Raw genomic sequence first — 22,032 nt, forward strand, 5'->3', positions numbered from 1 at the left:
GGAATGCAAATCGCACAATGCGGATTGCAAATTGGTTCGTGGATCAGGTCTTGGGGGTGAAGTAGGCCTGGATGATGGCCTTGTAGGCTTCGACGGCTTCGTAGACGGAGGCGATTTCGATGTGCTCGTCGGGCGTATGCGAGCGAGGGCTTGGGCCGGGGCCGATCTTGACGGTCGGCACGTCCGGAAGGAAAATCCAGTCGGACGCCGTCGGCGAACCCATCGGCGACCGGTCGGGGAGCGCCTGCCGGCATGCCTGTACGATCCGGGCGTCCACTGGGGTGGAGACCGGGATCAGCCGCTTGCTGTGGATCTCGACCGTCGACCGCACGCGTTCCTGGATGAAGGCGACGAGTTCGTCGTGCGTGTACGCCGGCGTGGACCGGATGTCGACGTCGAACACGCACTGGTCGGGCACGACGTTGCGCGCGGTGCCACCCTGGATCATGGTGACGCTCAGCGTGGGCCGGCCGAGAAACGGATCGTCGCGGTCGAACGCAATCTGCTGGAGGCGCGCGATATCCGCCGCGGCCTTGTAGATCGCGTTGTCGCCCAGATGGGCGCGCGCGGCGTGGGCCGTACGTCCTTCCGCGCGGATCTTCAGGATCAGCAGTCCTTTCTGGGCCACGCACGGCGTCATCTCCGTGGGCTCGCCGACCAGCGCCGCATGGATGAGGGGAAGATGCGGGCGGAGTCGCTGCAGCCCGTTGTAGTCGCCGCCGATCTCTTCGCAAGTGGTCAGCGCCACCATCAACGTGCCCCACGGGGGCGTCCAGCCCGTGGCGGCCAGTTCAACGAGCGCCATCGTCATCGCGGCGCCGCTGGCCTTGGCGTCGACGGTGCCGCGGCCGTAGAGTTTGCCGTCCACCTCGGTCGGCGTAAACGGGTCGTACGGATGCTCGGCCGACGGCGGCACGACATCGAGGTGGGAGTTGAGCAGCAGGAGATCGGGCCCGTCGCCGATCCAGAAATACACGTTGTCGTCGAGCCGGCCCACGGAAATCCCCCGGTCGCGGACGTAGGTCTCGACGAAGTCGGCGATGGGGCCTTCCGATGTGCTGATCGACGGGAAGCGGACCAGCGCTTTGAGGAGTTCGAGGACGTCGGTGGGATGCTCGGGCATGTCGCTCACAGGATCCGGGTGCCGCGGGAACGGGTGGCGAGGTCGTCGGGGGCGAGGACCCAGACGTCTGGGATGCCGGCTTTACGCGCGTCGAAGGCGACGGACAGCTTGACGAGCATGCCGCGGCTGATCCAGCCCGCCTCCGCGCCGGCCTCGAAGTCGGACGCGCTCATCGCGGAGATGACCGTTGCGGCGTCGGTCGCGTCGCGACGCACCCCGCCGGAGTCGGTGACGAGCGCAAACAGCGCCGCGCCGAGGGCGCGGGCGATGGCCGCCGCGATGGTGTCGGCGTTGACATTGTAGATCTGGCCGGCGTCGTCGACGCCGAGCGGCGCCACGATGGGGGTGTGGCCGCCGGCGAGCAGGGTCTGCAGGAGCGCCGGGCGGACCTCCTGGATGTCGCCGACCCAGCCGAAGTCGACCTGCCTGCCGTCGATCGTCCAGGGCGGCCGGCGCTTCACCTGGACGGTCCCGCCATCCACGCCGCAGAGGCCGACGGCCGACAGGCCGGCGCGGCCGGCCATCGCGGCCAGGCGGCTGTTGAGTTCGCCGCGAACCGTCCACTGCATGATCTGCAGATCGAGATCGGTCGTCACCCGCCGGCCGTTGACGATCTCCGGCTCATGCCCGAGCCGGCGAGCCATCTCCGTGGCCTGCGGGCCCCCGCCGTGCACGACGACGAGCGGCATCTCGTTTCGCAGCGCGCGAACGGACGACCAGAACACCTCCATGGCGGCCGGATCCTCGATCAGCGAGCCTCCAATCTTGAGGACGGCGGGCGAGGCGGGGGAAGTTGTGCTCATAGGTGGCTTGAGGCGCTATAAGCGCAAAATGGACAGCGTAAATCGCAAATGGTCTTGATGTTCATCGCACCGGTCTATGCAAACGTCAACGGTTGAATGACACTCTCAGAGGATTCTCGCACGCAAGCGCATCCAATCTGCGATGTGCCTTTTACGATGTGAGCTGGCTATCTGCTGTGAGTTAATGGCCTTACAGTAAGTCCCAGATATGCTCCAGGATCGCTTTCTGGGCGTGAAGGCGAAACTCGGCCTGGAGGAGGTGGATGGTGCTGGGTCCGTCGAGCACGGCGTCGTCGACGACGACGTTGCGGCGGACGGGGAGGCAGTGCATGAAACGGCCGTTGGCTGTTCGGTCCATGATGGCCCGGGTAACGCGCCAGTCGCGGTGTGCGGCGCGGATCGCCGCTTCCTCGTCGGCGCCGGCGTAGACCGCCGGCCCGCTCCAGGCTTTGGCGTAGACGATATCGGCGCCCTCGCAGGCGGCGGACTGGTCGTCCGAGATCGAAAACTGCGCGCCGTGCTGGTGAGCGTACCCTTCGGCCAGGTCGAGGATGCGGCTGTCCAGGACATACGGCGGCGGGCAGGCGAGTGTCACGTCCATCCCGAGGCGCGCCGCCGTCAGCAGCGCCGAGTTGGGCACGGCCATGGGGAGGGCGCGGGGATGGTAGCACCAGGTGAGGACGAACTTGCGCCGGCGGACCTTCCCGCCGAAATGGGTCATCATGGCCGCGGCATCGCTCAGGGCCTGGCAGGGGTGATAAAACGCCGACTCCAGGTTGATTACCGGCACCGTCGCCGCGTCGACGAAGGTGTTGAGCAGCGTCTCGTCGCGGTCCTTCTCGCGGTCGGTCAGCGAGGCAAAAACGCGGACGCCGAGGGCGTCGTAGTAGCGCGACAACACCGCCACGGCCTCATCGATGTGCTCCGCTTCGTTGCCGTCCATCACTCCGCCTTTCTCCCACGCAAACCCCCACGTGCCCTGCCCGATGTTCAGGGTCGAGGCATGCGCCCCGAGCTGCACGGCGGCCAGCTCCATCGACGTGCGGGTGCGCAGCGACGAATTGAAGAACAGCAGCCCGATGCTGCGCTTCGCGGCGACGGTGCTCCATCGGTCGGTCGCACGGTAATGGTGGAGGGATCGTTCGATGAGGCGTTCCCAGGTGGCGTCGTCGAGCAGATGCCAGTCGATCAGGTGTCGGGGCATGGGGGATGGGGGATATCGGGTGCGGGATGGGGGATGCAGGAAGTTGGATGCAGGATGCGGGATGCAGGATGCAGGATGCGGGATGCGGGATGCAAGATGCGGGATCTCTAGGCGGCGATGGCTTTGCGGAAGGCATCGATGAATTCCTCGACGGCGCTGTCGGGCGTGTTGAGGGCCGGCATGAGGCGCATGACCTTCGGATCGTCGGAGCCGCCGACGAGTACGCCGAGCTGCCGGAGGCGGGCCGACACCGGGGCGACGGGGTTTTCCATCTCCAGACCGATCAGGCAGCCGCGTCCGCGGACGCGTTTGACGAGCGGCGCGAGGGCGGTGGAGAGGGCGCCGAACAGGGCATCCGCCCGGGGCATGAGGTTATCCTGCTCGATCGTGTCGAGCGTGGCGAGCATGGCCGCCATCGCGATCATCCCGCCGCCGAAGGTGGTTCCGTGGTCGCCGTAGTGCACGGAGCCGGCGATCGCGTCGGAGGCCAGCACGGCGCCGATCGGGATACCCGAGCCCAGGCTCTTGGCGAGCGTGATGAGGTCGGGCTTCATGCCGAAATGTTCGCTGATCGAAAAGGTGCCGGTCCGGCCGACGCCCGTCTGCACCTCGTCGAACACCAGCGCCACGTTGTGGCGGTCGCACAGTGCGCGGAGGGTGCGGTAGTAGGCATCCGGGGCGTCGACGATGCCGGCCATGCTCTGGATCGGCTCGAGAATGAACACCCCGATGTCGTCGTGCGCCTGGAAGACGGCTTCGAGCGCGGCGATGTCGCCGAAGGGGACGAAGTGCGTGTGGGAGAGGACCGTCTGGTACGGCTCCCGGTAGTGCGGATTCCAGGTGGCGGCGAGGCTGCCCATCGTCCGGCCGTGAAACCCGCCGATCGTCGCGGCGACGCCCGGCTTGCCGGTCCACGTCCGCCCCAGCTTCAGCGCTGTTTCGTTCGCCTCGGTGCCCGAGTTGCAGAAGAAGGCGTGGCCCATCCCCTCGGGCGCCATCTCGGCCAGCCGCTGTGCGCCGCGGGCGCGGATCGAGCTGTAGACCACGTTGGAATAAAACATGAACTGGCCGGCCTGATCCTGGATGGCCTCAACGACGCGCGGGGGGCAGTGCCCGAGCAGCGTGACGCAATGGCCGCCATAGAAATCGAGGTAGCGATTCCCATCCGCGTCCCACACATAACACCCTTCGCCGCGTTCGAGCGAGATCGGGAATTTCTTGTAGGTGGGAATCTGGAAGGCGTCTTCGGTTTCTACGATCGAAGTTTCGAGCATGGACATCAGTAGTCGGATTGAGCGAGGGAAGGGGCGTGCGCGATCAAACCGGTCTCCTCCGGCAGTCCGAACACGAGGTTGAGGTTTTGCACGGCCTGGCTGGAGGCGCCCTTGAGCAGGTTGTCGATCGAGAAGCCGACAACGAGGTCATTCCCGCGGACGATCCAGCCGATGTCGCAGAACGGCGTGCCGGCGGAGTACCGCAGCTCGGGCAACTCGCCCGGCCAGAGCCGGACGAGCGGCCGGCCGGCGTACGCCGTGTCGTACAGATCGCCTATCGCCTCCGCACGGGCGAGCGCGTCCGGCAGGGTCACCTGGATGGTGCCCCAGATGCCGCGCACCCAGGGACCGGAGACCGGCGTGAAGATGAGCCGGCAGTCCGCCCCCACGCTCTGCTGGATCTCGGGCGTATGCTGGTGGCTGAGCACCTTGTACGCGCGGACGTTGCTGTCGCGGGTGGGAAAGTGCGTCGTCGAGCTCGGTCGAGCCCCCGAACCGGAGGCGCCGGTGATGGCGGTGATATGGGCGTTGAGCGTCCCAAGCCGGCGCGCGATCGGATGGAGGGCGAGGGTGATACCCGTCGCAAAACAGCCCGGGTTGGCGATGTATTTCGTCCCCGGGGCATACGGTCCGTACACCTCGGCGAGGCCGTACTGGAAGCGTTCGATCAGCTCGGGCCGCGGATGCGTGACGTTGTACCACGCGGGGTAGTCGCCGGGGTTCTTCAGCCGGAAATCCGCGCTGAGGTCGATGATCGCGCCGGCATAGCCGCGATCGAGCAGGTCGGCCACGATGACCACGCTCTGGCCATGCTCCGCGGCGATGAACACCGCGTCGATCCCGTCGAGCGCGTAGTCCTCCGAATCCGCAAACCGGAGGTCGGTCTGGTGCCGGAGCGACGGATGCGTCTTCCAGAGCGGCTCGCCGGCCTGCGACCGGCTCGTCACGAAGTCCAGGCTGAAGACCGGATGGTTGAGCAGCAACCGGATGAGTTCGCCGCCGGTGTAGCCGGCGCCGTGGAGTAGGGCTACGCGCTTCATGGGCTTCAATAGTTAATGTTCCGTGTACAAGGGGACGTTTTAACGAGCAGGATCGCGAGGCCTACTCCTTGAACCTTAAACGTCGAACCTCGAACCGCTAGACCGTGAAACGGTCAGGCGTTCTTCTTACGCGCATTGTGCGCGAGCATGGCCTGGATGCCGTAGATCTGGGTGAAGCCGGAGGCGTCGCGGGCGTTCCAGAGCGTGTTGGTTTCGCCGTAGCTGGCCACCTTGAGATCGAACATCGAATACGGGCTGGCGCAGCCGAGGGTGCTGACGTGGCCCTTGAACAGCCGGCACGACGCCGTACCCGACACCACCTGCTGCGACGAGTCGATGAACGCCTCGATATCGCGCATGACGGGGTCGAAATACTGGCCCTCGTGGAGCAGCATCCCGTAGAAATCGCTCAGATGATCCTTCTGGAACCGTTGCCAGCGGGTGAGCACGATCTTTTCGAGTTCGCGGTGTGCCTCGATGAGGATCAACGCCGCCGGCGCTTCGAAGCCCACGCGTCCCTTGATCCCCAGGATCGTGTCGCCCACGTGGATGTCGCGGCCCACGCCGTGGTCTCCGCCCAGCTCGTTGAGCCGTTCGATGAGGCGCACGGGATCCATCATGACGCCGTCGAGCGACACCGGGATGCCCTTTTCAAAACCGATCTTGATGTCGAGCGGCGTGTCCGGACTGCGCGCCGGCGACACGGTGTCCGGGTAGGCCTCGTCGGGGAGCGGGTCGGTGGTGCCGAGCGTCTCCTTTCCGCCGATGGTCGTGCCCCAGAGCCCGCGGTTGATGGAGTAGGTGGTCGTCGATTTGTTCACCTCGAACCCGCGCTCGTTGAGGTATTCGGTCGTCTGCGCCCGGCTGTAGCCAAGGGTGCGGATCGGGGTGATCACCTCGAGATCGCTGGCCAGGAGGCGGAGGGCGACGTCGAAGCGGACCTGGTCGTTGCCGGCGCCGGTCGACCCGTGCGCCACGGCGCGCGCGTTCAGCTGGCGGGCCATCTCGACGATCTTCTGGGCCTGCGTGACGCGCTCCGGCCCCACACACAGCGGATAGACGCCGCCTCGCAGCACGTTGCCCTTGATGAGATAGCTCAGGTGGTTCTTGAACAGCTCGCTGCGACCGTCCACCGTGTGGTGCGCGACCGCCCCGAGGGCGCGGGAACGGTCGATCAGATCCTTCTCGTCTTCGGCCGACAATCCGCCCGTGTTCACCGTCACGGTATAGACGGGTTCATCGTACGTTTCTTTGAGGTAAGGGACGCAAAACGACGTATCCAAGCCGCCGCTGAAGGCAAGAACAATGGCCATGGGGACAAACGTGGGGTTGAGGGAAGGTTAAAAAAAAACGCTGATTCTCGGGCAGAACCAGCGCAGCATACGGTATCGATTACCTCTCGGTCGAGGGGTCAACCATGAACCCCTGTGCATGCTGACGCTGACATGAAAACGCTATGTGCCCCGAGTCGTCGGATCGAGCGCGTCATGTGCATGTCGGGCATCTTGTAGGAGAGGGTTTTGTTCATGCGGGAAGTATACACGATGCCTCCAAAAGAGTCAATGCACTATACAATCTTCGCGGCCTGCCGGCGGTGGCGCTGGAGGGTTGTTTGGAGTACCTTCCCGGATAGACGCGCCATACTCCCCATGTCATCTCGACCGAAATCGCCACGAGGTGGCGATGAAGCGGAGAGACGCTTGGGCAACTTTGGCGCTCCTACCCATCTTATCCCGAACTGCCCATGCGCCTCGAACGCCCGCTTTTGTTTTTCGATCTGGAGACCACCGGACTGGACGTCGAGAAGGATCGCATCGTTGAGATCGCCTGCATCAAGGTGCATCCGGACAAACGCCAGGAGCGTTTTGAAACGTTTCTGAACCCGGAACGGCCCATTCCGCCCGAGGTCACCGAACTGACGGGCATCACCGACGAGATGGTGGCGGCGGCTCCGCTTTTCCGCGAGATCGCGGATACCCTCGGCGGGATGCTGCGGGACGCCGATCTCGCCGGCTACAACGCGATCAACTTCGACGTCCCGATGCTTCAGGCGGAGTTCAAACGGGCCGGCGTGGTGATGCCGGCGCCGGCGGACCGCGCCGTGCTGGATCCGTTGACCATCCTCAAAAAATACGAGGTGCGGACGCTCGGCTGGGCCCACGCGTTTTATCTCGGCCAGGAGATGCCCCGCGCCCACCGCTCGATGGACGACACCGAGGCGGCGATGACCATCCTCCGGGAGCAGATCAAACGCTACCAGCTCACCGGCTCGCCGCGCGAACTGCAGGACGAACTCCGCAAACCCTACCTCGACGACGGCCAGCGCTTCAAACTCGAAGGGGAGACGGTGATGATTACTTTCGGGAAATACCGGAATAAGGCGCTGTCCTTCGTGCGCAAGACCGATCCGGATTACCTCAAGTGGATGCGGGATACGATGGGGCCCGAGGTGGCGGCCATCCTGGATCAGTACCGGTAATCGGGGACGCGATAGATGCAGTCCGCGGGTGGGCCTCAGTTCCGCATCCGCATCCGTTCGGCGCCGACGATCTCCGCGCCTTCGCGGCGGATGCGGATGATGTAGTCGTTGCGCATCACGTTGGAGAGGATGTTGATCCAGTCCGCTGGCAGGTAGGGGATCATCTCGTTGTCGATGATCAGCAGGTCGGCGTTTTCGCAGATGTGCGTGAAGGCGGTGCTATGGCCTTCGAAGAGGATGACCGCGTGGCCGATCTGGACGAAGCCTTCCAGGGTGCCGAGGAAGGGGATGCAGCGGTAGGGGTCGCTCTTGAGCGCGGTGAAATCGGTCATCCCGATCCCGACGATCAGCCACTGCTCGGTCGACGGCGCGATCGATTCGAGATGGGCCTGGAACGGACGCGGCAGGGCATCCCTGCCGGGCAGATTCGCGGACGTTTTGATACGCCGCTCGGGCGTGATGAGCACGAGCCGGCGGTTAACCGGGTCGAAGGCCAGGTCACGGGCTTGCTGTACGACGCCATCGGCCAGGGGCTTGACCACCGGCATGCGCGGCGAATAATCGATCGTAGTCAATGCGGCGCTCGGGAGATGATGCGGTTCGGGATCGGCAGATGCGCTGCAAAATACATGCGCGATCCCCCCGCGGCCGAGCGCCTTTTCGACGCGTAGTGCTGTCGCTTTTGGCGTATCGTGCGGCCGGGTCAGCCGGCCTTCGCCGCGGCCTCGCCGTTGGTGAGCCCCGCATGCCGCAACAGGGCGTGGGTGGACGGCTCGCGCCCCCGGAACGCCGTGAACACGGCCATCGGGTGCCGGCTTCCGCCGAGCGCCAGGATGGTGTCCCGGTAGGTGCGCCCCAGCCGGCGCACGGCCGCGTCGTCGTCCAGGCCGGCTTCCTCGAAGGCGGCGAAGGCGTCGGCGCTGAGCACCTCGGCCCACTTGTAGCTGTAGTAGCCGGCCGCGTACCCGCCGGCGAAGATGTGCGAGAAACTGCACAGGAAGCGGTCTTCCTCCAGCGGAGGAAGCACCGCGAGGTCCTTCGCGATGGTTTTGTATACGTCGAACGCGCTCTTGCCCTCGCCGGGATGATAGCGGTGGTGCAGCGTCATGTCGGTCGCTCCGAAAAGGAGCTGGCGGAGCATCACGGAGCCCGAGCGGAAGGTGCGCGCGGCGCAGAGTTTTTCGAACAGCGCGTCGGGCAGCGGCGCGCCGGTCTGGTAATGCGCCGTCATGCCGGTGAGGGTCGGCTTGTGGTAGCACCAGTTCTCCATAAACTGGCTGGCCAGCTCGACCGCGTCCCACTCGACGCCGTTGATGCCGGCGACGTCGACGTAGTCCACCGTCGTCAGCATGCCCTGCAGGCCGTGTCCGAACTCGTGGAACAGGGTTTCGACTTCCCGGAAGCTCATCAGGGATGGGGTGTCGCCCACCGGCGGGGTGCCGTTGCAGCAGAGGTGCACCACCGGCGTCCGCAGCTTTCCGTCGATCCACCGGCGATCGAGGCAGTTGTCCATCCACGCGCCGCCGCGTTTGTTTTCCGGGCGCGAGTAGGGGTCGAGGAAAAACGAGGCGACGACCTGGCCGGCTTCGTTCAGGACGTCGTAAAACCGCACGTCCTTGTGCCAGCGGTTCGGCTGGTTCGCCACTTCCCGCACGGTGATGCCGAACAGGCGTTCGCAGACGCCGAAGAGGCCCTCCAGCACGCGTTCGAGGGGGAAATAGGGTCTCAGCTCTTCGTCGGTGAACTGAAAGCGCTGCTCCTGCAGCCGTTCGCTCCAGAACGCGAGGTCCCAGTGCGCCACCGGCTCCGTCTGACCGTTGGCTTTCGCGAGATCCCGCAACTCGTCCAGATCCTTTCGCGCATGGCGCAGGGAGGCGCCCTTCAGCTCGTCGAGCATCGTGAAGACGGCGTCGACGTCCGGGGCCATCTTGGCGTCGAGGCTGAGTTCGGCATAGGTGTCGAACCCGAGCAGGCGCGCCTTTTCCTGGCGGAGCGTGAGGATGCGCTCGATGATGCCGCGGTTGTCCAGCGGGCCGTCGGACGCGCGGGTGATGTAGGCGAGGTAGACCGTTTTCCGCTGATCCCGCCGGCGGCTGTGCTGCATGAACGGACCGAAGCTGGGGAAATCCAGCGTGATGCGCCACGGGCCCTTTTGGGCATCGGGCTGGATGCCCTCGTCGGGCCGGGCCTGGGCGTAGGAGGCGGCGGCGAGGTGCTTGAGGCTGGCCGGCCAGCCGTCGGTGTCGGCCGCGTCGGTGACGATCAGTTCAAACGCCTTGGTGGCGTCGAGCACGTGGTTGGAGAAGTCGGTCGTGAGCTTCGACAGCTCCTGCTCGATGGCCGTGAAGCGGGCCTTTGCGTCGCCTTCGAGGGCGACGCCGGCGTGGCGGGCCGACCGCAGGCGGAGTTCGACGACCCGCCGCTGTCCCTCGTCGAGCTTCGCCCATTCGGGGCCGGATTGCAGCGCCGCGAGGCCTTCGTAGATCGGCGCGCTCTGCCGCATCCGCAGCGAGAGGGAGACGACCGCCGGCTGGACCTCCTCGTGCGCGGCGCGCAGTTCGGTCGAATTCATCACGTTGAGCAGGTGATGGATGGGCCCCCAGGCGTATTCGAAGGGCATTTCCAGCCGCTCCAGGGGAAGAATCAGGCCTTCCCAGGTCGGCTTATACGCATGTTCGAGCGCATCCAGCTCCTTTTCGAGCCGGTCGATGAGGCTGGTGATGGCCGGCACGACGTGCTCCGGCTTGATGGATTCGAAGGCGGGAAGCCCTTCGAACTGGAGAAGCGGGTTGGTGGCGGCGTCGGCTTGCGTGGCCATAGGAACGGTTGCGTTTCGAAGTGAATGAAGTGGACCCGTCGAGAGGCAAACTTATAGCCGAAAACGCCGTGTTGTTTCAGCGATCCGCGAGATTGGCCGGCCCGAGCGCCCGCCGCACCTTCCGGATCTCGTCGGCGCTGGATCCAGCGGCCGGCGGCACGCGAAAGGCAGCCAGCCCGAAGGGGATGGGTTCGCTCGCGCCGCCCGGCGCGCGGAACGTGCCGTGCACCTGCGTGCATCCGGTTTCGTCGACGAGCCGGCGCACGTTGGCGGCGTTAATCCCCGCCCCGGCCAGAACTTCGATGCGGGTGGCCGCGCGTTCGACGAGGCCGGCGAGCGCGGGGATGCCGGCGATGGCCGAGTCTGCCCCGCCGGACGTGAGCACGCGGCGCACGCCGAGGTCGACGAGCGTATCCAGGGCGGCGTCGAGCGACGGCGTGATGTCGAAGGCCCGGTGGAAGACGACGTCCCGCTCGCCCGCTAATGCTGTTATTGCAAGAGTTAAATCGCGGTCGACGGCGCCTGAGGGGGAGAGGAAGCCGACCGCCAGGCCGGCGACGCCGGCGGCCAGCAGCGCCTCGGCATCGCGCCGGATGACGCGGGCCTCGGCCGGACTGTATACGAAATCGCCGGCGCGCGGCCGCACCATCGCGACCACCGGAAGCGGCGTCGCGGCCAGCACTTCGGCGACGAGACCCGGCGGCGGGGTCAGGCCGCCCAGCTCGAGCGCGGCGTTCAACTCCAGCCGATCCGCACCGGCCTCGTGCGCCGCCACGGCGCTCTCCACGCTGTCGACACAGACTTCGATGATAACAGGGGCGTTTCGGGGCATGGTTGGGACTGAAGAGTGTGAAGCGGTGCGTACGTGCAGGGGTCCTGGGATGCGGGATACAAGATGCAGGATGTTTACCGAATAGAACGTAGTTTGATCGGGCTTGCGTAGATTACGGCGTTACAGCCAAGCAATCTATCCCGCTCATCATGAACCGCACGACCCCAATCGCCCGCCTCCTCGGCTTGCTGACGCTCTCGATCGTTCTGGCGATGCCCGCCGGAGCCCAGGACACGCCGGCGGACACCTCAAAAAAAGCCAAAAAGGAGCTGCCGCTCGAAGCGGCGCGAACGATCGCCTTCTCCACCGACGAAGGGACCTGGATGTCGGTCGATGTGAGTCCGGACGGCCAGACGATCCTGTTCGATCTGCTCGGCGATCTCTACACGATCCCCATCGCCGGCGGCAAGGCGACCCCCGTCACGCAGGGCATGGCCTTCGACGGGCAGCCGCGCTACAGTCCGGACGGCAACCGGATCCTGTTTACATCGGATCGCAGCGGAGGGGACAACCTCTGGTACATCGACCTCGCGACGAAGGATACGGTCCAGATCACGAAGGGGAATGGCTCGATCTATCTGTCGCCCGACTGGACGCCGGACGGCGCCTATGTCGTGGCCTCGCGCGGCGAGAGCCGGCTCGGCGTGGTCAAGCTCTGGATGGGACATATCGACGGGGGGACGGGGAAGATCCTGATCGATAAGCCGGAAACGCTCAAGACGGTCGGGGCCGCCGTCACGCCGGATGGACGCTACATCTGGTACGCCTCGCGCACGGGCAACTGGCAATACAACGCCGCCTTCCCCCAGTATCAACTGGGCGTGTACGACCGGGAGACGGGCAAGACGTTCGCCCGCACCTCGCGGTATGGCTCTGCCATCCGCCCGACGCTGTCGCCGGACGGAAAATGGCTGGTGTACGGCACGCGCCATGAGGACCAGACCGGATTGCGTCTCCGCGAACTCGCGACGGGTGAGGAGCGCTGGCTCGCGTATCCCGTCCAGCGGGACGACCAGGAATCTATCGGCGACCGCGACGCGCTGCCCGGAATGGCGTTTACGCCGGATTCGCGCGAACTGGTCGCTTCGTATGGCGGCAAGCTGTGGCGGATCCCGGTGGCCGGCGGCCGGCCGATTGCCGTGCCGTTCGAGGTCGATGTCGCCGCCGGCGTCGGCCCACGGCTGGCGTTCGATTACCGGATCGTCGACGAGCCGACCTTCACGGTGCGCCAGATCCAGAACGCAGCGCCCTCGCCCGACGGCGCGCGGCTCGCATTCGGCGCGCTCGACCGGCTGTATGTGGCAGCGTATCCCGGCGGGACGCCGGCTCGCCTCACGAACGCGGCCTTTATCGAAGCGCAGCCCGCGTGGTCGCCGGACGGCCGCTGGATCGCCTATGTGTCGTGGGAGGGCATGGGAGGCCATGTGTACAAGATGCGCGCGGACGGGCAGGGGCAGCCGGTGAAGCTGACGCGCGTGCCGGCGGTCTATCAGGAGCCGGCGTGGTCGCCCGATGGCAAACGGATCGTCGTGGTGAGCGGCCCGGCCCACGCGTATGTCGAGTCGAACGATCCGGTAACGCCGCAGGCATCCACCGACCTGGCGTGGGTGCCGGCGGAGGGCGGCGACGTCACGTTTATCGCGCCGGCGGACGGGCGCAGCCACCCGCACTTCGTCTCCGGGTCGGATCGCATCTACCTCCACCACGACGCGCGGGGCCTCGTTTCGATCCGGTGGGACGGGACCGACGAAAAAGCGCACGTCAAGGTGACCGGCAACACGCGACCGGGCGCCAAGGAGCCCAACGCGGCTTCGATGACCCTGATGGCTCCCGCCGGCGATCGCGCCCTGGCGCAGGTCAACAACGACCTCTACGTCGTCACCGTCCCGATGCTGGGCGGCGAGACGCCGGCTATCTCCGTCGCCTCGCCGGAAAGCGCGTTGTTTCCGGTGCGCAAGCTGACGGATATCGGCGGCCAGTTCCCGGTCTGGAGCGCCGATGGCCGCGCGGTGCACTGGTCCATCGGCAACGCGCACGTCGTGTACGATCTCGACCGCGCGAAGGCCGTGGAGGACAGCCTGGCGGCGGCCAAAAAGGCGGGTCTGCCCGCAGATACCTCGGCGACGGCCATCAAGGCGTACAAGCCGGCGGAGGCGCGGGTACTCATCCAGGCGCCGCGTGATATCCCGCAGGGCGTCGCGCTCCTTCGCGGCGCGCGTGTCGTGACCATGCGCGGCGATGAGGTCATCGAAAACGGCGAGGTCCTCATCCGCAACAACCGCATCGCCGGCGTGGGGCCCGCCGGAAGCCAGCAGGCGCCGGCCGATGCGCGGGTGATCGATCTGGCCGGCAAAACGATCGTGCCCGGTTTCGTCGACACCCACGCGCACATGTGGCCCACCTGGGGGATCCATAAACCCGAGGTGTGGATGTACCTGGCCAACCTCGCCTACGGCGTGACCACGACCCGCGACCCGCAGACGTCGAGCACCGACGTGCTGACCTACGGCGATCTCGTGACCGCCAACACGATCCTGGGGCCTCGCATCTATTCCACGGGCCCGGGCGTGTTCGGCGATTATGTGGAGGATCCGATTCGGGACCTCGATCATGCCCGCAGCGTGCTCAAGCGCTACAGCGACTACTACGACACGAAGACGATCAAGATGTACATGGCCGGCAACCGCCAGCAGCGGCAATGGCTCGTCATGGCGGCGAAGGAGCAGGGTCTGATGCCCACGACCGAGGGTGGCCTGATGCTCAAGTACAACCTGACGATGATGATCGACGGCTACCCGGGCCAGGAGCACTCGTTTCCGATCTATCCGATCTACAAGGATGTCGTTCAGTTGACGGCGCAGACCGGGATCACGTATACGCCCACGCTGCTGGTGACGTACGGCGGACCGTTTGGCGAAAACTACTATTACGCCCTCGAACACCCGCATGACGATGCCAAGCTACGCCGGTTCACGCCCCATGAGGTGATCGATGCCTCCACGCGCCGGCGGAACGCCGGCTGGTTCATGGCGGAAGAATTCGCCTTCCCCGAACACGCCGCCGGGGCGAAGGCGATCGTGGAAGCGGGGGGCCGCGTCGGGATCGGGAGCCACGGCCAGTTGCAAGGGCTGGGATACCACTGGGAGCTGTGGTCGGTGCAGTCCGGCGGCATGCGCGAGCACGACGCGCTGCGGGTCGCCACCCTCTACGGGGCCGAGGCGATCGGGCTGGGGAAAGACCTGGGGTCGATCGAGGCCGGCAAGCTGGCCGATCTGGTCGTGCTCGACGCCAACCCGCTCGACGACATCCGGAATTCCAACACCGTCCGGATGGTGATGAAAAACGGCCGGCTCTACGACGGCGATACGCTCGACGAGGTCTGGCCGAATGCCCACACCCAGCCCGCTCCGTTCCAGGACGACCCGCCGGCCGGCCTCGAAGCGGGCAGCAGGTGAGGCGGTTTGAGGTTCGAGGTTCAAGGTTCGAGGTTTAAGGAGTGTGTAGCCCTTGAACCTTGAACCTCACCCCTTAAACCTTAAACCTCACCCCTTGAACCCCTTACCCCTTACCGTTGCGCTTTCGCGCGCGGCGCGCGGCGTACACGAGGGTTCCGGCGAGCAGGCCGGCGCCGGCGAGCAGCCCGAACACCCAGGCCCAGGTGCCGTCCGGTAGATGGCCCCCGCGTGTGAGTTCGTACCCCAGGTTTTCCTCGACGCGCTCCACGTTGCGCAGGTAGCCGGCGACGCCGTCGGCCGGCACGGCGTCGGTTTTGGTCTGGAGGGTATGGGTGATCGTGACCACGTTGTCGCGGTAGCCGATGCGGTGCGTGTACCGGAACGCCGGGTCGTCGACGACGGCCTCGTCCGGCTCGATGGGCCAGGGTTCGGGCAGCAGGACGCGGGTTGTTTGCGAGGTGAACACGGGATGCGAGATCCCGAACGGCATGGTGCGGATGCGCGACGCCGGTTTTTCGAGCAACGCGCTGAACTCGAGCGGATAGAAGAAGGCCGAGCGGTGGCCAAGCCCCTCTTCGTCGGTCCACAGCGAGTCGATGGTATAGCGTTCGGTGAGCCGGACGATGTTCGTGGTCTCGTCATCTTCCAACTGCATCTCGCCGGCGCTGCGGATGTGCGGGTAGAGATCGGCGTAATAATTCAGGTAGTCGCGTTCGAGCTCCTGGCGGCTCTGCTCGGCGAACAGGTTGCGCATGTAGTCGGCGCTTTCGCCGCGGAAGGTCGACCGGATCGTGTACATTGCCGGCCGATCCAGTCCCTGGCGCAGGTCGAACTCTTCGCTGATATCGTCGAGCGGCTCCTCGGAGACGGGCGGGTTCATCCGGGTCAGGGCGGTCGCGCCGGGCTCGAGGACGAGCACCTGGTCGTAATCCGGCTGAAAAACCGCGTCGGCGGTGCCTCGCTGGAGGGTGCTGGTGGGGTCGTACCAGAACGTGGTGTCGTTGAGCGTGGCGCGTACGATGGCGTGGTCGAACAGGCCGGCCGCCGGTAGCCATCCATCCATTTCTTTTGCGTCGATGGTGTTCACGAGCACCGGATGGGCCTCGATGCCCAGTTCGCGGAGCATGGCGACGAGGAGGAGCGACTTGTCCTTGCAGTCCCCGAAACGTTTCTGGATCACCTCGGCCGGCGAGCGGGGCTCATGGGAGTTGACGCCGATCTCGATACCCATGTAGCGGATCTCGTCCTGCGCGAACCGCAGCGCCGCGGCCATGCGTTCCTTCGGCGACGGGTAGCGGTCGCGGATGCGATCCACCTCCCGGCGCAGCGCCTCAGAGGGTTTATCCACCCGGTCGAAAAGCGATAAGCCCCAGCTGGCTACGGCTTCCCAGCTCTCCCATTCGCTGAGCTGGATCCACGGATACGGGTTGTACCAGTACGGTAACTGGTCGTCGACGACCAGCGCCGGCACGTCCGTCATGCGCCAGCGGTATTCTTTCGATCCTCCGTTCAACGTGATCTGGGGTTCGACCTGCGCGCCGAGGCTGCGGATGTGCAGCGGCCTGTCGGCCGGCCAGAGCAGGCGGTATGTGACCTCCTTGACGGGAATCCCGAATTGGGTCGTGAATCCGCTCGAGTACATCCCCTCGAAGATGGGGTTGTCACCGCTCGTGGTGTAGGCGTACTCCACGATGTCGCCGGCCTGGACGTCTTCCAGAATGATGGAGGCCGTCAACGTGCCGTCGAAGATCAGGTATTCGAGCTCGGTCTCGCGCTGCAGGATGCTCACACTCTTCGGATCGAGCCGGTCGATCGTCTGTCCGTTCCGCCGGATGCGGACGAAATGCAGCGTCAACGCCTGGTACGTCGGGTCAAACTCGATCGCGATCTGCGATCCGTTCTGGATGCCCTGCGTGTTGACGATGGCATACGCCGTGTGCTCGAAGACATCGAGCTGCCGGCCCTCGACGCGGTCCTGCTCGTCGAGACGGAGGTAATACAGACCGTCGCTGATTTCGTTGACGGGGATCGGATCGGGATCCGGCAGCGGGGCGATATCTACCCACGCCGGCACGTCGGCGATGCGGTAGGGCGGCGACTGCGCCGAGGCGGTCGCGGCCAGAAGGAGGAGAAGAAAATACGGAAGCGTCCGTCGTACGATGCGCATGCAAATACGTTGGCGTGAAAGGGTCGCGGCGGAAAGGCGGCGTGGAATATACGTACAGTCGCAACACCCGCCGATGCCGCAGGAAAGCGCCTGGTGTGCGAGTCATTCCCTGCCAGCGGCCCATCGAACACTGTTCGTCAGCAGCTGGCGAAACGCCGGCAGCTCGTGCGCCGCGCCGTCGTGCCCCAGCGTGAGCCCCACGATGCGCGCGGTGGGGTGGCGCACGGTCCACAGGACGGGGAAATCGGTGCCGGAGGCGGCTTCGTGCCCCGTGGCGAGCACGTCGATGCCCGGACCGTCGGCGGCGACGGCGAAGCGGTACAGTTCGTCGTCGAGCGAAAACGTGGCCGGCACGCCGAGCGTGATCGGGTGTGTCGTGTTCTGGATGGTGACCGTGAAGGCGCCGTAGGGACCGTGGCTCGATGCGCCGCCGCCGACGAGGTCGCGGTTGTAGGCCGGCCAGTCTTTCCAGTTGATCCAGACGGCCGGGTGGTAGAGGACGAGCCCCTTGCCCGCCGCGGCGAAGGCCTCGATCGCCGCGCGCGTCGCGCCGTCGTCGACCGGCTGGTTCGTGGAAAGGACGAGGACATCCAGGGTGTCGACGGCCGTCGGGATGGCGGACGGGTCGCTGGTGTAGACGATGTCGATGCCTGCTTTCCGAAGGGTGGCGATGTCTTCCTGGTTGAACCAGCGGTCGAAGTCGTGCGAGGACCCGCCGCCGACGAGGAGGGCGCGGATGGCGGACGTGCCGGATTCCGCCGGCGGCGCCGCGTCGGGTTGGGCGCAGCCGACGGCGAGGGCGAGCAGGAGGACGAAAGTGATGCGAGGACGGGTCATGGGCGGGATGGATTGCGTGAGCCGGGAACGACGCGGCAAGATACGCACTCCGCGTCAAACGGTGCACGGTGTAACGCGGGGCCGCCTCACGCATCCATTCAGGTGGCGCCGGAACGATACCGATGCAGCAGCCGGCGGTACAGGCGGCGCAGCCGCGGGGTGGAAATCCCCATCGCGTACAACGTATAGACGCACGCGTTGGCCAGATTGACGCGCAGGTAGCTGGCGTCGCGGTATTTGCGGGCGGAGACGGTCACGGTTTCCGGGAGGATGGCGAAGGGCGCGCGTTCGCGCGCGCGGCGCAGCCAGTCGTACTCCTCCATGATGACATGCGCTTCGTCGTACCCGCCGGTCGCCTCGAAAAGCGATGCGGTGACGAAAAGCGTCTGGTCGCCGCCGCGGCAGAACGGGAGATCGAACCGCGTGCAATACGCGTTGACGCGAAGCAGGGGATGGGCCGTGTCGAACGCCATCCGGAAACAGCCCATCGGCCGGCCCTGCGCCAGCGCGCGTTCGATGGCGTCGAGGAACGATGCCGGCGGGAGCGCGTCCGCATGCACGAAGTAGAGGACATTCCCGCCCGCCATCCGGGCGCCCAGATTCATCTGCGCCGCCCGGCACCGGGTGTCGCTTCGGATGACCCGGGCGCCGGCCAGATCGGCCACGGACGCGGTGCCGTCCGCGCTGTCGGCGTCGACGACGAGGATGTCCTCCAGCCTCGCATCGGCATGCCGGCGCAGGTGCTCGACGAGCCGGCCAATCCGGGCCGCTTCGTTGAGCGTAGGAATGACGACGCTCAGACGGAGCGCGCCGGCCGCCGTACGGGCTTCAAAATCAACAGGTAACGTATCAACCCGATTTTTCATGCGATCGCAATCATTCAAACAGGCCGTTTATACCGCAGGCGAGGAAACGAAGATCGGTCCGTCATGGCCGGCCATCCTGCTGCTCGGCGCGTGTCTGCTCGCCCTGACCGGCTGCACGAGCGGTCGTTTCGACCTGATCACGGCGCGGGACCCCGTCCGCGCTCCGGAACGGTTCGATCATGGGGCGTTCGATACGATCCTCGGGGCCTATGTTCGGGATGGGCTTGTGGATTACGCCGGGCTCAAGGCGTCCGGTCAGCTGGATGCCTATCTGGAGGATCTGGCCGAAACCGATCCCGCCAACATGAACGAGCCCGATCAGCTCGCGTTCTGGCTCAACGCCTATAACGCCCTCACGTTGAAGCTCATCGTCGAGAACTATCCGACAAAGAGCATCCTCCGCCTGGCCCCCCGGGGCGTCCGGGGCATCCCGTTCATCGTCCCGAAGGTCAACACCCCGTTCAAGGTGAGCGTGGGGCAGGTGGCGGGCGTCACCCGCACGCTGGACGAGATCGAACATACGATCATCCGGCCGACATTTGCCGAGCCCCGCGTCCATTTCGCGCTCGTCTGCGCCGCGATGAGCTGCCCTCCGTTGCGCGAGGAGGCCTACGCCGGCGAGCGGCTGGATGCGCAGCTTGACGACCAGGGCCGGCGATTCCTGCACGATGAGGCCAAAAACCAGGTCCCGGTGTCGGATGACGCCGTCGCGCTGTCCAAGATTTTCAAATGGTTCGAGGCCGATTTCGGCGGGAGCGAGGCCGCCGTTCAGCAATTCATCGCGCGCTATTTCGACGGCGACGTCGGGGCCCGGCTGGAGGCCGGCGGCTACCGGGTGGATTACCTGGGTTACGACTGGACGCTGAACGATCAGTCGGCCGGCGAATAGCCTGCTGACACCGGGTTGTCACCCGCGGTTTTTATTCTGGCTGGCGGAAGGTATGTTTGAGGCGCAAAACGCGTCTGGTAGGTTTTCCGGGGGATGCCCGCATCGACGATCCGCCATCCCCGATCCCGCAGCCCGAATCCCCGATTCATGCAGCCCGCATTCACCGAATTCGACGCCCTGTTTCTCGACGGCCCGGCCGGCGCGGGGAAGACTACGGCGGCCGTGGCGCGGATCCGTGCGCTGCTGGATGCCGGCGTCGCGCCGGAGTCGGTCTTGCTCATCACGCCGCAACGCAGCTACACGCGGGCCTACGAGCCGGCCTTCACGCCGGCGGAGTGGTACCGGCTGGAGAAAGCGACCATCGGGGGGCTGGCGCGTCGGTACGTGGAGCTGTTCTGGCCGGAAGTGGCGCCGACGGACGGGTTTTCACTGGATCGGCCCCCGCATTTTCTGACCTACGAGCAGGCGCAATACTTCATGGCGGCCGTCGTGCAGCCGCTGATCGAGCGGGGCGCCTTCGCCGGCACCCGCCTCACCCGTCCCCGGCTCTACAGCCAGCTGCTCGATAACCTCAACAAGGCGGCCGCGCACGGGCTGGATCTGGATCGTCTGCCGGCTTTTCTGGACGACGTGGCGATCGGCGAAAAGAGCGGCGGGGGGATGACGGGGGACATCATGGCCGCGCTCGAAGGATATCGGGCGCATTGCCGCGCCCACAGTCTGGTCGATTTTGCCTCGTATCTCACCCTGTTCGTCGGCATCGCCGGCGAGGACACGGCCATCCGCCGGCACCTGCTGGCCCGGTACCGGCACCTCGTCGTCGATAACCTCGAGGAGGATGTCCCGGTCGCGCACGACCTGATCGCCGCGTGGCTGCCGTCGTTCGAATCGGCCTTGCTCGTGGCGGATACCGAGGGCTCGTACCGGCTGTTTATGGGCGCGAGCGCGCGCTCGGCCGGCCGCCTGGCTGCCCGGTGCGACCGGCACGAAACGCGGGAAATCATCCATACGGCTCCGCCGGCGCTCCAGGCCTTCGGCGAGGCGCTGCGCCGGGCTATCCGCCGGGATGCCGCCGCAAATCAGGAGGTCGCGCCCGCCGGCGACGCCGCGTCTTCGGTGACGGTGTACGTGGACCGCTTGCACCACGGGATGATCGACCGCGCGGCGGCGTGTGTCGGGCGGCTGACGGACGCCGGCGTGCCGCCGGGGGAGATCGCGGTGATCGCGCCGATGCTCGGCGACAACGTGCATTATGCGCTGACGCTCCAGCTTGAAAAAATGGGGATCGCCTCGTATGCTCACCGGCCTTCGCGCCTGCTGTACGACGAGCCGGTGACGCGCGTCATGCTCACCCTCGCGGCGTTTGCGCACCCGGCGTGGGAGGCAATTCCGCACCGGGAGGCGGCTACGCTGCTCTTTTATCGGGTGCTCGGGGGCTGCGATCTGGTGCGGGCGTCGTTGCTCGCCGGGGCGGTGGTCCCTACGGCGAGCGAGGGCGTGGCGCTGCTGCCCTTCGAGGCGGCCCCGGCGGGCGTGCGAGACCGCGTTTCGTACCAGATCGGCGAGGCCTACGAGGGGCTCCGGGCCTGGGTGGAGGCCTACGCCGCCGGCGAGCCGGCGCCCATCGATCATTTTTTCAGTCGCGCCTTCGGGGAGCTGCTCAGCCAGCCTGGCTACGGATTCCACCGGGGAGCCGCCGAGTGGCAGGTCGGCGCGGTCGAGGCCGGAAAGCTCGTCGGCGCACTGGTCGAATCCGCCGCGCGGTTTCGCGGGGCGGCGGCCGGCATGCCGCACGCCAGCGCCGGGAAGGCCTATCGCGACATGGTCCAGGAAGGCGTGATTTCCGCTTTTTACGCGTTCGAGTGGGACGAGCCGGCGGACGCCGTGCTCCTCGCCCCGGTGCATACGTTCCTGCTTCGGAATCGGCCGGTCCGGGCCCAGCTATGGCTCGATGTAGGCAGCACGGCCTGGCATCGCCGCATCAACCAGCCGCTGACGAATCCCTACATCCTGAACCGCGAATGGACGCCGGGATCGACGTGGGACGACCGGCAGGAGCATTCGTTCGAACTCGAACGCCTCACGCACGCCGCCCTCGGGCTGATCCGCCGCTGCACCGGCGAACTGCATCTCTTCGTGAGTTCGCTCAGCGCGACGGGGCGGGATCAGAAAGGGCTGCTGCTCCAGGCGCTCAGCCGGGCGGCACGTCAGGTGCCGGTAGACATCCAGAGCGAGGCCTGAGTCC

General features: G+C 66.1%; 16 protein-coding genes. 4 read left to right on the forward strand and 12 right to left on the reverse strand.

What is annotated here, in order from left to right:
• Positions 1–43: 43 nt before the first annotated feature.
• The 6 genes from R2834_08570 to R2834_08595 form a co-directional block, all read right to left on the reverse strand.
• Positions 44–1,123, reverse strand: a complete 1,080-nt coding sequence (locus R2834_08570; GenBank protein MEZ4700369.1) for a M20/M25/M40 family metallo-hydrolase — start codon at positions 1,121–1,123, stop codon at positions 44–46.
• A 5-nt stretch (positions 1,124–1,128) separates the two neighbouring features.
• The gene (gene argB, locus R2834_08575; protein ID MEZ4700370.1) at positions 1,129–1,926 is read right to left on the reverse strand and encodes an acetylglutamate kinase; all 798 of its coding nucleotides are present in this window, start codon (positions 1,924–1,926) and stop codon (positions 1,129–1,131) included.
• A 190-nt stretch (positions 1,927–2,116) separates the two neighbouring features.
• Complete coding sequence (locus R2834_08580; protein ID MEZ4700371.1) at positions 2,117–3,130, reverse strand: N-acetylornithine carbamoyltransferase; 1,014 nt, start codon at positions 3,128–3,130, stop codon at positions 2,117–2,119.
• A gap of 107 nt (positions 3,131–3,237) precedes the next feature.
• Entirely contained in the window at positions 3,238–4,404 is a 1,167-nt protein-coding gene (locus R2834_08585; GenBank protein ID MEZ4700372.1) for an aspartate aminotransferase family protein, read from the reverse strand.
• A 5-nt stretch (positions 4,405–4,409) separates the two neighbouring features.
• On the reverse strand, positions 4,410–5,444 hold the full coding sequence (gene argC, locus R2834_08590) for an N-acetyl-gamma-glutamyl-phosphate reductase (protein ID MEZ4700373.1): 1,035 nt from the start codon (positions 5,442–5,444) through the stop codon (positions 4,410–4,412).
• Between the two features lie 113 nt (positions 5,445–5,557).
• Positions 5,558–6,757: an argininosuccinate synthase gene (locus tag R2834_08595; protein ID MEZ4700374.1), complete on the reverse strand. Its 1,200-nt coding sequence runs from the start codon at positions 6,755–6,757 to the stop codon at positions 5,558–5,560.
• Between the two features lie 431 nt (positions 6,758–7,188).
• Here R2834_08595 and R2834_08600 point away from each other — a divergent pair, with 431 nt between their 5' ends.
• Positions 7,189–7,923: a 3'-5' exonuclease gene (locus R2834_08600; protein MEZ4700375.1), complete on the forward strand. Its 735-nt coding sequence runs from the start codon at positions 7,189–7,191 to the stop codon at positions 7,921–7,923.
• A gap of 35 nt (positions 7,924–7,958) precedes the next feature.
• On the opposite strand, the gene R2834_08605 is transcribed toward R2834_08600, so the two are convergent.
• From R2834_08605 to R2834_08615, 3 genes are all read right to left on the reverse strand, one after another.
• A complete protein-coding gene (locus tag R2834_08605; GenBank protein MEZ4700376.1) occupies positions 7,959–8,498 on the reverse strand; it encodes a hypothetical protein in 540 nt (179 codons plus the stop codon).
• 128 nt (positions 8,499–8,626) lie between these two features.
• Positions 8,627–10,741: a M3 family metallopeptidase gene (locus R2834_08610; GenBank protein MEZ4700377.1), complete on the reverse strand. Its 2,115-nt coding sequence runs from the start codon at positions 10,739–10,741 to the stop codon at positions 8,627–8,629.
• Positions 10,742–10,817: 76 nt separating this feature from the next.
• The gene (locus tag R2834_08615) at positions 10,818–11,573 is read right to left on the reverse strand and encodes a copper homeostasis protein CutC (protein MEZ4700378.1); all 756 of its coding nucleotides are present in this window, start codon (positions 11,571–11,573) and stop codon (positions 10,818–10,820) included.
• Between the two features lie 149 nt (positions 11,574–11,722).
• Here R2834_08615 and R2834_08620 point away from each other — a divergent pair, with 149 nt between their 5' ends.
• Complete coding sequence (locus tag R2834_08620) at positions 11,723–15,028, forward strand: amidohydrolase family protein (protein MEZ4700379.1); 3,306 nt, start codon at positions 11,723–11,725, stop codon at positions 15,026–15,028.
• Positions 15,029–15,131: 103 nt separating this feature from the next.
• Here the strand turns inward: R2834_08620 and R2834_08625 are convergent, their stop codons facing one another.
• The 3 genes from R2834_08625 to R2834_08635 all read right to left on the reverse strand — a co-directional run bounded on the left by R2834_08625 (position 15,132) and on the right by R2834_08635 (position 18,898).
• The gene (locus R2834_08625; protein MEZ4700380.1) at positions 15,132–17,195 is read right to left on the reverse strand and encodes a DUF3857 domain-containing transglutaminase family protein; all 2,064 of its coding nucleotides are present in this window, start codon (positions 17,193–17,195) and stop codon (positions 15,132–15,134) included.
• A 102-nt stretch (positions 17,196–17,297) separates the two neighbouring features.
• Positions 17,298–18,032 carry a ThuA domain-containing protein gene (locus R2834_08630; protein ID MEZ4700381.1) on the reverse strand — a complete coding sequence of 245 codons (735 nt, stop codon included), beginning with the start codon at positions 18,030–18,032 and terminating at the stop codon, positions 17,298–17,300.
• Positions 18,033–18,130: 98 nt separating this feature from the next.
• The gene (locus R2834_08635) at positions 18,131–18,898 is read right to left on the reverse strand and encodes a TIGR04283 family arsenosugar biosynthesis glycosyltransferase (protein MEZ4700382.1); all 768 of its coding nucleotides are present in this window, start codon (positions 18,896–18,898) and stop codon (positions 18,131–18,133) included.
• Here R2834_08635 and R2834_08640 point away from each other — a divergent pair.
• Positions 18,897–19,787 (forward strand): DUF547 domain-containing protein, encoded by an 891-nt coding sequence (locus R2834_08640; GenBank protein MEZ4700383.1) that lies wholly within the window; start codon positions 18,897–18,899, stop codon positions 19,785–19,787. The two genes, R2834_08635 and R2834_08640, sit on opposite strands and share 2 nt — an antisense overlap.
• Positions 19,788–19,934: 147 nt before the next feature.
• Positions 19,935–22,028: an AAA family ATPase gene (locus R2834_08645; protein ID MEZ4700384.1), complete on the forward strand. Its 2,094-nt coding sequence runs from the start codon at positions 19,935–19,937 to the stop codon at positions 22,026–22,028.
• Positions 22,029–22,032 lie beyond the last annotated feature (4 nt).

The sequence above is a fragment of the Rhodothermales bacterium genome (genome assembly GCA_041391505.1).
Lineage (GTDB): Bacteria > Bacteroidota > Rhodothermia > Rhodothermales > JAHQVL01 > JAWKNW01.